This window comes from Herbaspirillum sp. CF444 (genome assembly GCF_000282135.1).
Classification (GTDB): domain Bacteria; phylum Pseudomonadota; class Gammaproteobacteria; order Burkholderiales; family Burkholderiaceae_D; genus Herbaspirillum.
In genome coordinates this window covers 1-14,183 of sequence record NZ_AKJW01000017.1, presented here as the reverse complement: position 1 = coordinate 14,183, position 14,183 = coordinate 1, and the positions used below count along the sequence as shown (strand labels likewise).

The 14,183-nt window shown below is 56.6% G+C and carries 11 protein-coding genes and 1 pseudogene; 9 read left to right on the top strand and 3 right to left on the bottom strand.

The genetic code is table 11. From position 1 onward, the window contains the following. Window positions 1-43: 43 nt before the first annotated feature. Window positions 44-820 carry a peroxide stress protein YaaA gene (gene yaaA / locus PMI16_RS03420; RefSeq protein WP_007876426.1) on the bottom strand — a complete coding sequence of 259 codons (777 nt, stop codon included), beginning with the start codon at window positions 818-820 and terminating at the stop codon, window positions 44-46. A gap of 354 nt (window positions 821-1,174) precedes the next feature. Between yaaA and PMI16_RS03415 the strand changes: the two genes are divergently transcribed. The 9 genes from PMI16_RS03415 (at window position 1,175) to PMI16_RS03375 (ending at window position 13,476) form a co-directional block, all read left to right on the top strand. Further along, window positions 1,175-1,465: a hypothetical protein gene (locus PMI16_RS03415; RefSeq protein WP_007876425.1), complete on the top strand. Its 291-nt coding sequence runs from the start codon at window positions 1,175-1,177 to the stop codon at window positions 1,463-1,465. Beyond that, window positions 1,455-1,988, top strand: coding sequence for a putative toxin-antitoxin system toxin component, PIN family (locus tag PMI16_RS03410; RefSeq protein WP_007876423.1), 534 nt, complete (start codon window positions 1,455-1,457; stop codon window positions 1,986-1,988). Before PMI16_RS03415 ends, PMI16_RS03410 begins: the two co-directional genes overlap by 11 nt. A 128-nt stretch (window positions 1,989-2,116) precedes the next feature. After that, complete coding sequence (locus PMI16_RS03405; protein ID WP_007876422.1) at window positions 2,117-3,277, top strand: pyridoxal phosphate-dependent aminotransferase; 1,161 nt, start codon at window positions 2,117-2,119, stop codon at window positions 3,275-3,277. 47 nt (window positions 3,278-3,324) lie between these two features. After that, a complete protein-coding gene (locus tag PMI16_RS03400) occupies window positions 3,325-4,041 on the top strand; it encodes an enoyl-CoA hydratase-related protein (RefSeq protein WP_007876416.1) in 717 nt (238 codons plus the stop codon). 436 nt (window positions 4,042-4,477) lie between these two features. Further along, window positions 4,478-10,018 carry a dermonecrotic toxin domain-containing protein gene (locus PMI16_RS03395; RefSeq protein ID WP_007876415.1) on the top strand — a complete coding sequence of 1,847 codons (5,541 nt, stop codon included), beginning with the start codon at window positions 4,478-4,480 and terminating at the stop codon, window positions 10,016-10,018. Window positions 10,019-10,037: 19 nt separating this feature from the next. Continuing rightward, window positions 10,038-10,469: an enoyl-CoA hydratase-related protein gene (locus PMI16_RS03390; RefSeq protein WP_007876413.1), complete on the top strand. Its 432-nt coding sequence runs from the start codon at window positions 10,038-10,040 to the stop codon at window positions 10,467-10,469. A gap of 90 nt (window positions 10,470-10,559) precedes the next feature. Beyond that, window positions 10,560-11,717, top strand: coding sequence for a GNAT family N-acetyltransferase (locus PMI16_RS03385; RefSeq protein ID WP_007876412.1), 1,158 nt, complete (start codon window positions 10,560-10,562; stop codon window positions 11,715-11,717). A gap of 131 nt (window positions 11,718-11,848) precedes the next feature. Further along, on the top strand, window positions 11,849-12,541 hold the full coding sequence (locus PMI16_RS03380) for a glutathione binding-like protein (RefSeq protein ID WP_007876411.1): 693 nt from the start codon (window positions 11,849-11,851) through the stop codon (window positions 12,539-12,541). 179 nt (window positions 12,542-12,720) lie between these two features. Next, complete coding sequence (locus tag PMI16_RS03375) at window positions 12,721-13,476, top strand: NAD-dependent epimerase/dehydratase family protein (RefSeq protein WP_007876410.1); 756 nt, start codon at window positions 12,721-12,723, stop codon at window positions 13,474-13,476. Window positions 13,477-13,545: 69 nt separating this feature from the next. On the opposite strand, the gene PMI16_RS03370 is transcribed toward PMI16_RS03375, so the two are convergent. Then, on the bottom strand, window positions 13,546-13,998 hold the full coding sequence (locus PMI16_RS03370; protein WP_007876408.1) for a MaoC family dehydratase: 453 nt from the start codon (window positions 13,996-13,998) through the stop codon (window positions 13,546-13,548). An 87-nt stretch (window positions 13,999-14,085) separates the two neighbouring features. Continuing rightward, window positions 14,086-14,183, bottom strand: a pseudogene (locus PMI16_RS25680) (succinyl-CoA--3-ketoacid-CoA transferase); the annotation flags it as partial.

The following is a 14,183-nucleotide window of genomic DNA, read 5'->3' as shown; positions in this document are numbered from 1 at the left end:
AAAAACGCGCCGGCAGGCGCGTTTTTCATTGATGAAGCCCGATTCAGTTCCCAATGCGCCGGCGGAACACCCATGATGTCTCGCTCGACGCCGCTTCATAGAAAGCATAACCATCCAGGTCGAAGTTCTTCAGCTTCTCGGCCTGATTGACGCCCTTGAGCGCCGCGTATCGCGCCATCAGGCCGCGTGCGCGCTTGGCGTAGAAAGAGATGATCTTGTACTTGCCGTCCTTCCAGTCTTCGAAGACCGGGGAAATCACCCTGGCGTCCAGCACCTTGGTCTTGATCACCTTGAAATACTCTTCCGACGCCAGATTCACCAGCACCTTGGATTTATGCTGCGCCAGTTCGGCATTGAGCGCTTTGGTGACGTCCTCGCCCCAGAACGCATACAAATCCTTGCCACGCGGATTCTGCAGCCGGGTGCCCATTTCCAGGCGATACGGCTGCATCAGGTCCAGGGGACGCAAGGCGCCGTACAGACCCGACAGGATGCGCACATGCGTTTGCACGTAATCGAGTTGCCTCACGGAAAGCGAAGCGGCGTTGAGACCTTCATATACATCGCCGTTGAAAGCCAGCACCGCCTGCTTGCTGTTTTTGGTCGTGAATTTGCGCGACCAGGAAGCATAGCGCTCGACATTCAGGGCAGCCAACTGATCCGAAATCCCCATCAGCGTGGAAATCTGCGCAGGCGATTTTTCTTTCAGCACTTCGATCAACTCGGCGGAACGGGCGATGAAATCGGGCTTGGTATGCAGGTCGGTGGTGGGCGGGGTGTCGTAGTCGAGGGATTTGGCGGGCGATAAGACGATGAGCATGGGGAGGATCCGTTTGAATTTTTCGTAATGATACCGAAACCGGTGCAAGCCGTCTTACCGGACGCAATCCAGGAAAATCGTCGACATCATCAGCGTCATTGGCGGCATAGCCTTCCAGACCGGCAGCAAGCTCGCGGCGCAAGCCGGTTCGGCCATGCACGAGGCCGATGGACAAGAACACAAGATGACAGAAAGAATAATGCTTTTAAATGCGTTCCGATTAAACATGGATTAGTATTTGCTTATGGAGCAAGGCAGGAAAAAAGCAAGAACCATCGCCCTCGACATCGCATGCAGGCGACGAAGCGGATTGACGAAAGATCCCTGCACGATTCGACCACATCAGGAGGCTATATGAAACGCGACAAATCATTGATGGCGGATATCTTGAAAACGCTGTCCTCATTCGGCACCTCCTACGGCGACGTCGAGAAAATCCAGACCAATCTCGCCACGCAGAACACCCCGCCGGAGCTGATCCTGCACCATCTACGCCTGCTGCACGACCGCGGCCTGGTGGCGGTCGACATTCATCAATTCTGGCGCGTGAGCGATCAGGGCTATGACGTCCTTGAAGCAGGCAACGATCTGAGCGCCCCCGTCGCTCCGGCAGATACTACGAAAGCACGCGGTTTTGACAATTAGCACAGAAACAAGCACTGCCATTTCCGGCGGCGCGTCCGCATCCGACATCCATGTCGACGCCCGCAAGACGCGCCGCATCGTCCTCGATACCAACGTCTGCCTGGATCTGTTCGTTTTTCGCGACCCGCGCTGGGCGCGCTTGCTGCAGGCCATGGAAAACCGCGAAGTCCATGCCGTCACTCGCGCAGACTGCCGCATGGAATGGCTGGTCGTGCTCAACTACCCTCACCTGCCGCTCAAGGAAGACGACAAGCCCGCCATCCGCGCCGAGTTCGACCGCTTGATTGCCTGCCTGCCGGATGCGGTCGTCAACACCTTCGGCCTGCCGGCATGCACCGACCCCGACGATCAGAAATTTCTGGAGCTGTCGCTGCAGGCCGAAGCCGACGTGCTCATCACCAAGGACAAAGCCCTGCTCAAGCTGGCGAAGAAAACCGCCCGCAAGAACATGTTCGCCATCATGACGCCGCAAACCTGGCATGCCGCGCTGGATACCGGGGATGCCCAACCGGCGTCCGCATAACCGGCGCCATCGCAACACAGACGCCGGCATGCCGCGCACCAAGTCGGAACGACGCCCCAAATCCGGCTAAAATGCCATCTCTGTACGTTTGCCATCCTGTCCGCCTACCCATTTCTCAGATTTCAGCAATGAGCCAGCCCGTCAACATCGTTTCCAAACTGCCCAAGGTCGGCACCACCATCTTCACCGTCATGTCGGCGCTCGCCAGTGAAAAAGGCGCGGTCAATCTCGGCCAGGGTTTTCCCGATTTCGATTGCGATCCGGCGCTGGTCGATGCCGTCACCCAGGCGATGAAAACTGGCCTGAACCAGTATCCGCCGATGGCGGGCGTACCGGTCCTGCGCGAAGCGATTGCGAACAAGATCCGGGCGCTGCATGGCCATGCCTACGATCCGACCAGCGAAATCACCGTCACCGCCGGCGCCACCCAAGGCATCCTGACCTCGATCCTGTGCGCGGTCCATGCAGGCGACGAAGTGATCGTGATCGAACCGGCCTATGATTGCTACGTACCGGCGATCGAGCTGGCCGGCGGCATTCCCGTCTTCGTCCAGATGACGGTGACCAGCGAAGGCTACAGCGTGCCGTGGGACAAGGTTGCCGCCGCGGTGACGAGCAAGACGCGCCTGATCATGGTCAATACGCCGCACAATCCGACCGGTTCCATCCTGAAGAAAGCCGACATCGACGCGCTGGCCGACATCGTGCGCAACACCGGCATCCTGATCCTGTCCGACGAAGTGTACGAACACATGGTCTACGACGGCCAGAGCCACGAGTCGCTGTGCCGCCATCCCGAACTGTCGCCGCGCACCTTCATCAACTCCAGTTTCGGCAAGACCTATCACGTCACCGGCTGGAAAGTCGGCTTTGTTGCAGCGCCCGCCGCCCTGACCGCAGAATTCCGCAAGGTGCACCAGTTCAACGTCTTCACCGTCAACACACCGGTGCAATACGGCCTGACCGAATACATGACGAACCCGGCGCCGTACGTCGACCTGCCGGCCTTCTACCAGCACAAGCGCGATCTGTTCCGCGAAGGCCTGAAAAACACGCGCTTCAAACTGCTGCCGTCGGAAGGCACCTACTTCCAGTGCGTGGAATACGGCGCGATTTCGGACTTGCCCGAAGCCGAATTTTCCAAATGGCTGACCACGGAAATCGGCGTTGCCGCCATTCCCGTTTCGGCGTTCTACAACACGCCGAAAGAATCCGGCATCGTGCGCTTCTGCTTCGCCAAGAAAGACGAAACCCTGCGCCTGGCGCTGGACCGGCTGGCGAAACTGTAAGGCGTCATCTCCCTGACAAAAATCACAACAACGAAAAACGCGACTCCATGACCGCCGAACTCAAAGCAAGCCGACACGACGCCACATTGGTTCTCATCTTCGCCAATCCGGGCCGACAAAATGCGCTGGACGGCAGCGTTGTCGCTGCCGCCATCGAAACGCTGTCGAAAGCCGAACGCGACGACTCCGTCAGCGCCATCGTGCTGACCGGCGCCGATCAATGTTTTTGCAGCGGCGTGGAAGCCGGCAAGGACCTGGAAACCCAAGTCTTGGTTCTGGAAAACCTGCAAAACCTGATCGAAACCATGCGCAGCTTTCCCAAACCGATCATCGCCGCGGTCGAAGGCGTTGCCGTCGATGCCGGTTTTTCGCTGGCGCTGGCCAGCGACCTGATCGTGGCCGGCCAGAACGCCGGCTTCGGCATCTCTCCCGCACAGATCGGCACCTGGGCCGTCGGCGGCGCCGGCTGGTTCCTGCCGCAACGCCTGCCGCAGCAATGGACCGCAGAAATCCTGCTCGACGCCAAGCCGCTTACCGCAACGCGCCTGCAGGCCGCCGGACTGGTCAACAAACTGAGCGCAGACGGCGCCGCGCTGGACAAGGCGCTGGCATGGGCCGAGCAGTTGTCGGCGGCGCTGGCGTCCGCCCCGGCTGCGTTTGAACAGTTCAAGACCTTACTTGGCAATGCCTCCTCTACTACACTGAACGAATCCTTCTCTTCGGAAAAGCATCGTTTGCTCACCAAGCGTCCCGGAACAACCTGAGTTCCGGATCCGGCCGGCATCACAGATTGATTTTCAGATTGCCCGCCACCTCCTTTCAAGATGGCGGCATTGTCCACGATGAGTCAGAAGAATGCGCAGGACAACAACAGCAAAGGCAAAACCGAAACAGCGGATGCGCCGCCGGGTGCTCCCCTGCAGGCTTGGCCGCGCTGGCGCCGGAATGGGATGCGCTGAGCGACACGCTGCCCTTTCAGGTACCGTTCGCGACGGCGTTCTGGACTTCCTTCTATTGACCCTTGCCGCGATGATTCGGTAATCTGCATAACGACAGCATCCTTCTGTCAGACCGCGAGTCTTGCACAACCATCTCATCAGAACGCATGTCGTCAACCCGCGTGAGCGCGAGTTTTCCCTCTTCGGAAAATTAACATCGCATGCCGGTTGATGAGCTGCCTTCTAGCAAGGACAATTGACCATGCCTACCACATATGATGAAGAGCGGCCCGAGAACAAGGCTGAGCCAGGCAAGAGAACCGCGCAGGCCGGTCCGTTTTCCGGGATCGAGAGACGCGCGATTGTGCAGGACGATGATGAGGAGGAAGTTCCTGAGTGCCGGCCTGACGACGCCTGGATATCCTGCTGCCGTCAAAAGGAAGACAGCGAAGCTGCAGAACCTTACTGGCATCAATATCCGGATGATCCCGGACTGACGGTGATGGAAGGTTTCCGGGAGTTATTGCTGGCGCTGGCGTGGATACAGATCGGGTGCCGGGTGCTGGCGCAAGAGGAGCCCGTCGGGCCCGATTTCATCGACAGCCTGCCGGGTGAGAGCGGCACGACGGAAGCGGACGCCGAAGATATCGGGCGTCTGCTGATCTTCACGGGCGCGGTCACGATCGCGCGACTGTTGTCGCACTGGAGCGCGCCGCTGGCGCGTCCTTTATGGCTGGCGCTGACAATAGCGCTTCGGGACATGTGGAACCTGTTCACGCGCGGCAGGCTGCCGCAGGGGAATTCGATATTCAATGACGCCTGGTGGATATGGGCAGCGGACCAGCCGCCGTCGGAACAGGATTATCCCCCGCCGGAGCCGGGACGCAGCCTCCTTGCCGATATGCTGATGCTATGGTCGCACACAAGCAGCGAGGTGCAGAATTACTGGAATAATTACAACACGGTTCCGCGTCGGGAGACCAGACCGCAGACGACTGCGCTCATGAGGCTGGGCGAGCCGCAGGACGAACATGCCGGTGAGGACAATGTCGTCAGATTGCTGCAGGAGAAAGCGGGCAATCTGGAAGAAGAAATCAGAATGTTCACGGAAACCTCGGGCAGCGCGAACGCGAATGCAAGCGTGAACGCGAACGTGACGGCAGATGCCGCGCAGCTTCCCGACTCTGTCCGCACGGTACAAATCTCGATCGGGCAAAAGAACGGGAGCAGCACTGTCTTTGAAAAAAACGTAGCGTCATTTAAGAATGCGGCCGACAGCAAGGAGCCGGTTGAAGTGACCTATGAGCTGGATTTCATCGGTCCGGATGGCGGCCTGCAATCGGCCGTCGGCAATCCTCCGCAGACACACAACGCGACAGCCGGCGCGGTCAGGGCGGCAGAAGCGGAGCAGGCCGGTCAAGCCCATGCGCTCGCCAGAGCAGAATGGCGAGTGGTTTCCTCTACGCGAAAGCCTAATCCTCTGCTGACGCACGGCAAGCCCGCGGGTCACGCCAGCTACGCTGAAGCTTCCGAGCGGCGGTGGGCAAACAAGACCGGGGAACTGCACCTCATTCATGTGGAATTTGTTGATTCGTCGCCTTATCTGGCACGGTTCCAGGCGCACAAGGTCAACCGGAACGGCGCCTCGGCGAGGACCTCATGGCAGATGCCGGTCAGCGCGGCGCACAAGGAAAAACTGTTGGCTGCAGCACGACCGCCCGCGCCGGAACAGCCGGCGCAGATGAATCTTTCCGAGGACGTGCGACCATTGTTTCTGCCCGGCCTGCGTTTTTTTGAGGGGCAGGAACCACCGGTTGGAAGCGTGGACAGAGGAGCACATTCAGGCCAGGCGGTGGCAAATGTGACGTCGGATCTTAATGAATTTTTTGCGCAAAGCGCCACGATATCGGACCCGGAACTGCCGGCATCGGTGTTTTCAGCGCGTCAGGCCGACTCTTCGGAGTCCTCAGTGCGATCCGTCGGCCCCCGGACGACGGGCGCTGCAAACAACGGTGAAACGATACCGATGATTACCTTCACGACGACGGGAGTAACTATGGCGTTGTGGGGACAGGCGGATGTGGAAGCCCCGGTCGATGAAGGAGCAGATGACGACGTACAGGTAGCCGCGCGGAAACTGGTCGAGGCTGCGGGAGGAGGCGGTGCAATTGGCTGGATCAAAAGAAATCCCTTAAGGGCGCTTGCGGGAGCTGCTGTCGCGGCCATACTTGCTGTCGGCGCGGCAGCAGGAACCGCAATCGCCTATCTGTCCGGGACCGGGCGAAACGATGCAGACGACGGCGAAGCGGCGCCGACGGAAAGTCCCGAGGCGTCGACGACAGAAGGGCCGTCGCCATTCGACAATATCCTGCCTGACGATACCTTCGTTCGTGACGTGATGATGGCCGATTATTCGATGCCGGCGGCATCGAACGATGATCTGAAAGTCTTTTCTCTCGATGACTATGAAAGACTGCATCCGGACAATGTCGAGTATGACAGCATCGCTCATTTGAAAATCTTTACCGTAAATGATGACGTCACGCGGCTTTTCATTGAAGAAGTATGGAGCGACGATTTCAAATTCGATTTTTCAACATGCACGAATGAGGGAAGCGCAGGAATTGACGTTCTTGAAGCTAACCTGGACCTGAAACTGACGGCATCCTTTGTCAATCCGGAAGGAAAAACAAAAACCTTGACATACGGAGATGAAGAAAGCCAGGTCAGCATCACGCTCATCGTTCCTGTATCAAACACAAGCATAAAAAACGATCTTGACAGGCAGATTAAAGCCTTGCGTGCGGATGTCAGAAAAGTGAAGAAATTTGTCAGCTTCGGTCGCCACACCGATAGCGACGATCAATTCAAATATGGCAGCTTCATCCTGTATCCAGGGCAAAAAGGGACTATCGTAGCGATGGACGACCATGTGCCGATGCGCATATGGGTACCGGTGTCGCTGGACGGCGACGACGGCAGAACGCTTGAAAATAATAGCGTCAACAGGTTTTATTTTAAAACCCAGTCTTTTCTTGACAGCCGTCACATGCGCGTCACTTTCATGGATGAAGACTACAAGCCAAAGCTCATATTGACAGGGGACGCGCCGGCGGTGAAGAAGCTCGCGGACACGTTGCGTGTTCTCGTGCCCAGAACCATGCTCAATGAGCAGCACCGGTTCATGGATGTGCACGAGGAAAAGGAAAAAAATGTGGATCCGTTCACGTTTTCTCTGGCAAACAATCGCAGCGTGCTTCACGCAATGATAAAAACACTGAAACTATACGATCTGAAAATATTGCAGGCAGATCCGAAAATCAAAGTTCCGGCCAACCGGGAGACCGTTCCATTTGAAAAAAGGTATTACACGAATCTGCAGAAGAACGCCGCCGGTCTTGGGGCGAAGTACGAAACCTACTGGAGCAGAAAAACAGACGGGCAGTCGGGACTGAATAATTTTGGACTGCTGACGGAGAATATCAGGCGTCACTTCATGGTGTCGTTAAGCCAGTATGAATATGAATTAACGCAACAGGCCACTGAACTGCTGCGGCTGGCTTTTTTGAAATCATTGAAATCGGGTTATCAGGCGGACTTGCAGCGGCCGGGCATAACTGCCGAAGAGGCCACGACGATCAAGAACAATATCGCCCGCTTTCCCGATGTCATCGTTGAGAATTTCAATGTGCTGGGAAGTGCGTTTCACGACATCATCAAATTTACCGACAAAAAAAATAAACTCATCGTTCTCTATTTCATCGGAGCAGACAATCCGTTTTTCGAATTTAAAGATGAAGCTCAATTGAACGAGTGGTTCCGCGGTGTCGTCTCGGACGGAGACACGCATGACGTCATCAAGCGGCACATCGAGCTCAGAAGCAGAAGCGAGCGCAAATCGAAAAACGGAGAAACAGAACACGGCTTCGATTATCTGCTTGAGCACGCCGATGATAAAACCGACTTCTTCCAGACGAAACCGATGAAGATAGAGAGCGGTGAAAATTTCTTCATGTATTTTGCGCAAGCGGCCAGAGTGCGCCTGTTGAATGACGCTCACTTCATACAGTCGCGCTCGGAAGCCATGCTGGGGAATTTTTATGTGGACACAGCCAGTTCAGGCGAAATGCATGAGCTGAACATGAAAATGGTCAACATGGTCAATAAAAACTATGTGGAGCTCGGACCGCAGCATCTGAAACAGGAGCATGCCCTCAATCGCGAGGGAAGAGCCTTGTACTGGCTGATGCAGGTGGATCAATCGGAACATTCGGGATATGCGCATGTCTCCGAAGAATCCGTCAGAACCGTGTTGAGCGAAATGGATCTGGAGAAAGAAGAGCCGGATATCATTTCCATCGTCACCCGCGCGGAAAGAATCGATCTGAAGCAATTGCTGGTGGACATGTCCAGCCGGATCATCAATGGAAACGATTGTTCCATCAACAAAGGCTGCCTGGATTTCTTACACTATAAAAGAGCAGTGGATGTGGTGCATGAAACGCTGGGGCATGGGGCGTCTTCCAGCTATACCGAAAGGTCCATGTATATCGAGCAGATCAATCGGCTGAAAGATATTCAGACGCTGACGACATCGGATAACAGTAACAAGGATTTCAGGAAAATCGACAGAGCGGCGTGGGAAATGTCCGCGTTGGCCTATCGAGACAGGATCACGGCGGATTATGTCTATAGTGAAAAGCATATTCTCGACATCGCCGCCAACGCCATGGAGATCAACCCGCTGGTGATGAAAATGAACGCTCTGGATGAGGGACATGAACATGACGGTGAACGAAAATCGATCGTGATCTCCATCGCGCAGATGCTCGAAGTTTATGACGACTGGAAGCATATTATCGACAACAACTTCCCCCTGTTGCATCCTCACCGTCCCTCCGACGTCGCGAAGGAGGACGAAGAACCAACGCCCGACGTGTTGCAGGCGCAGGTGTTTCAATCGATACGAACCATCGCCGGCGCCGACATACGCTATGTCAGGCTCGCGGAAAATTACCTCAGAAGATTTCGTCCTGAGATGGCCGCATCAGCCAGCGATTTCACCTGGCAACTGGAACTGGCCAGGCAGTTGAACGACATGCAAACGTTGCCCGACAAAGACGAATACGGCGTGATCAATATGGCCGGGATGGACAAGGCGGCATCGATGTTGTTGCGCGACAAGGGCATGAAATGGTATGCGCCGCCGACGCTGAAGGATTTTCTTGAAAAATCGCTTGAGAAAACCATGGAAGATTTGCTTGAAAAAGTCTATGAGCGGGGACAGCCATATTGGATAAAGCAGGATGACGGTTCCGAAATCGATCCTTCGGGAGGCGTCAGGCGAGTGCCTGTCGATGTCACCCCCAGCATATTGACGGATTATTCGGGCTATACGCTGAAGCTGTTTCTGCATAACCTCGACAAGGCGCTGGAAAATCCGATTGGTGATCTGTCCGTTCAACTCATGAATGTTCACGGCGACTGGACGGAGCAGGATAAGCAGATCGCGAAGGACATAGGCGCAGCAGTGCATAAGCTGCTCGAGTTGGGGGGCTATGTTCCCCTGACCGGAAATGTGGTTGCCACCGGACTGGCGCTGCGTCCGATCGCATCGAGCGTAACCAAGTTCATCAAGCGCCGGGTGGATGAGGGAGGTAGTTTCGGTCGTCAGGACGTCAAGGATGTGGCGACGATTATCTGGACGTTTATAGGATTGAAAATCCCGAACGATGATTATATGCCCATCAACATATTCGGACACATCGTGTTTAATGAAGGGATAGGATTGATTCCGGATTGATGTCGTCCGCGCAAACGACATGCTGTTCATTGGAACTGAAGCATCCTCAGAATCAGCGCATGCCCTGCTCTGCCACCAGCACAACCGCCGTCCTGACGCAAATCAGAATCAGGCGTTGTCCCGGTTTTCCATCAGCGCCACGCATGGCAACGTCGGCGCGGCCGGTGGTGCCGGCTGGTTCCTACAAAAGGCGCTGCCACCACAACTGGTATCCGAAATCTTCTTCGATGCCCAGCCAATCCATGTACCGCGCTTGCAGGCCGCCGGCGTCGTCAACAAGGTGGCGGCGGATGGCGCTGCACTGGATCAGGCATTGGCATGGGCAGAACATCTGGCGCTAACGCCTGCGGCACAATTCGTGCAAATCAAAACTGCGTTAAGCCAGGGCGCTACCGATACGCTATCTGAAATCTTCACTGCAGAAAAACACAACCTACTCACAAGGATTTGATTTACATAGATATTTTTCTTAACACTTGTTAATTTTGTCCCACATATCTGCGAGAATCCCTATGGTGTCGACAATAAAAACAAGGGAAGCATGCGACGTGAGTTCACGCAAAACTTAGAGAAGCTCGATGAATTGCAACTTGAGATCATCACAAATATAGAGAGCCTGATCGCGTTGACCAGCGAATGGGAAGCGCTCGAAAAAAGACAATCTCTCCACGTGCCCTTCACCACTGCGCGCTGGAATATCTTGTGGTGGCAACATCTTCGCGCCAGGAAGATGCTGATTCACGACGAACTGCACGCCTTTGCGTTTCGTAATCGGGAAAATGAACTGGTCGCCATTGCACCGATGATGATCAGCACGCGTCCCGGCATCGGCGCCTTTGGCATCCGGGTGCTGCAATTCTTCGGCGCCGATCCCAACATCACGGAAATCCGTGGTTTCATATGCGATCCGCACTACGCCAGCAATGCAATGGCAGCCATCCAAGACTATTTGCGGCACAACCAGAGATTATGGGATTGGGTTGAATGGCCGGGATTGAGCGAAACACAAGCCGCCGAACTGGCCTCCCCGGGAACGCCGCCGTGCAAGGCTCGACCGTTTTACTATGTGCCGCTGCCACCGTCCTGGGATGAATTGAAAGCTGGTTTGTCGCGCAACATGAAAGAAGCCATCCGCAAATGCTTCAACTCTCTCAAACGCGCCAACGTGCGACATGAGCTGCGCATCATTAGCGCGCCGCACGACGTCGCCGACGCGATGGAACATTTTTTCCGCTTGCACGCCATGCGCGCCGACGTCGTCAACAGCGTGAAGCACGCCAACGTATTTGCCGATCAAAAGAGCCGCGACTTCTTGTCCGCCTACGCGCTTGACATGGCGCAACGCGATTGTCTGCGCATCTTTCAGGTCGTCGTCGACAAGCAGGTCGTCGCCATTCGCCTGGGTTTTATCTGCGATCGTCAGCTATATCTTTACTACTCCGGTTACGATATCGAATGGCGCCAATACAGCATCATGACCACAGTCGTTGTGCATGCCATGCGATGGGCAATCGAGAATGCGTTCGAATGCGTCAATTTATCGACCGGCCAGGACTACTCCAAGCTACGCTGGCAACCCAGGGAGCAGTCGCATTACAGCGCCGTCCAGCTGTCGCCGCGCCGCCGTGCCGCGCATCTGTTCCATGCTTACACGCGCTTGCGCAGCTATGCCATCACGCGCCGTTTTTCGCGCAGCTGACACCATCTGAAACGCACCTCCGTCAGCGCATTTCAACACCTTCGGCTACACTAAGCCGGCTTATCTGCCACTCATTCTTCGCGAGCAAGACTTGCGAAGAATGCCTTGTTATTAGTTGAATAAGGAAGACCATGATTGACGTTTACAGCTGGGCCACGCCGAACGGCCACAAGGTCCACATCATGCTGGAGGAATGCGGCCTGGACTATCGCGCCCACGCCATCGACATCGGCGCCGGCGACCAGTTCACCGATGATTTCCTGAAGATTTCCCCGAACAATAAAATCCCCGCCATCGTGGACTCCGACGGTCCCGACGGCAAGCCGATTTCGATGTTCGAATCGGGCGCGATCCTGATTTACCTGGCCGGCAAAACCGGCAAGTTTCTCGGCGACACCGACCGTGAAAAATTCAACGTCCTGCAGTGGGTGATGTTCCAGATGGGCGGCCTCGGCCCGATGCTCGGCCAGGCCCACCATTTTCGCATCTATGCGCCGGAAAAAATCGACTACGCCGTCAACCGCTACAGCAACGAAGCCAAACGTTTGTACGGCGTACTCGACAAGCAATTGTCGAAGACCGCCTACCTCGCCGGCGACGAATACACCATCGCCGACATCGCCTGCTTCCCGTGGACGCGTTCGTGGAAAAACCAGGGCATAGAACTGAGCGACTTCCCCAATGTGCAACGCTGGTTCGACGCCATCAACGCGCGTCCCGCCGTGCAACGCGGCGTCACCGTGCTGGCCGACAAGCGCAAGGCGCTGACCGACGACAAGGCGAGAGACATCCTGTTCGGCAATACGCAATACCAGAAGCGCTGATGCCTGCGCATTGACCGCTTGGGCGGACAGCGTTGCTGCGTCGTCCGCTTTTCACCCCTGCTTCGCTTCGTTCTCCTCCCGCGTTCCGGAATCATGGCCTAGTCATTGAATCCATTTTTGGCCCTTCTTTACAGCCACCTGCGACCTTAGACTAAGTGTTCCAATGAAAAGGGAACATGATGGGCGAAAAAATATTTCTGGCCGGCGCAGCAGGCGCCATCGGTACGGCACTGGTCCCGCTGCTGGTTGACGCGGGTTATGAGGTGTACGGCAGCACGCGCCGACAGGCGCGCGCGGATAAACTTGAATCGCTGGGCGCGGTGCCGGTCGTGGTCGACGTCTTCGATGCGCAAGCCCTCGCCGCGGAATTGATGCGGATTGCCCCGGCCGTGGTGATCCATCAGCTCACCGATCTTCCGCAGCAGCTCGATCCGCAAGCCATGGCCGAGGCCGGCCAGCGCAATGCACGCGTGCGCAACGAAGGCACGCGCAATCTGATTGCCGCCGCCCTCGCTGCAGGCGCCAGGCACATGATCGCCCAGAGCATCGCCTGGGCCTACGCCAACGGCAAGCAACCCTACATGGAAGAAAGCGCGCTGGACGTCAACGCCGAAGGCGCTCGTCGCGTCAGCATCGACGGCGTCGTGGCGTTGGAAACACAAGTGTTGCAAGCGCCCGGCCTGGCGGGTACGGTGCTGCGTTACGGCCAGCTTTACGGCCCCGGAACCTGGACCATGGAAGCAAAAGGCGCCGGCCCGGTGCACGTGGAGGCGGCAGCGCACGCGGCCTTGCTGGCGCTGCAAAAGGAAGCCGTCGGCGTATTCAACATTACGGAAGACAACGCGGAAGTCAGCAACGCCAAGGCGCGCAGGCAGCTCGCCTGGAATCCGGCATTTCGCTCACCGCGCGCCGCAAAAAACGGTGCCCGATCGTGAATCTGTCCGTGCAAACTTTGCCAACGCGCCGCCATGGTGATCGCCGGTTCTTACTGAACCGGCATCCGGTCAGTAGCGGCGAACGATGAACTCCGCCACGCACACCGGCTTGTCGCTGTCTTCGCGCTCCATGGTGATTTCCCATACCACCTGCGCGCCGCCGGGGATCTCTTCGACCGATTGCAGGACGATGCGTCCGCGCACCGAGCTACCAACCGGCAACGGCGCCGGAAAACGCACGCGATTGAGGCCGTAGTTGAGCAGCATCTTGACATTGCCCATGGAGATGCTCTGTCCCATGATTTTCGGCAGCAGCCCCAGCGTCAGGAAACCGTGCGCCACGGTCCCGCCGAACGGCAATTCGCGCTTGCTGCGCTCGACATCGACGTGGATCCATTGATGATCGCCGGTGGCGTCGGCGAACAGGTTGACCTGCTCCTGCGTGACTTCGATCCAGTCGCTGACGGCGACTTCCTGTCCGACCAGTTCGTTGAGTGCTTCGATGCTTGCGATTTCGCGCATAGGTTTCCTTGTGTCTTTCTGAAAGGCTCATAAAAAAAGCGCCGGCTGATTATTCAGCCGACGCCGTTGTCGTTACTCACCAAGCATCTATACCGCGCTCACATCCAGTGCGGCTTCGGTATTGGCGATGACTTCTTCCTTGGTCACACCCGTCGCGAGTTCAATCAGCTTCAGGCCTTGCGGCG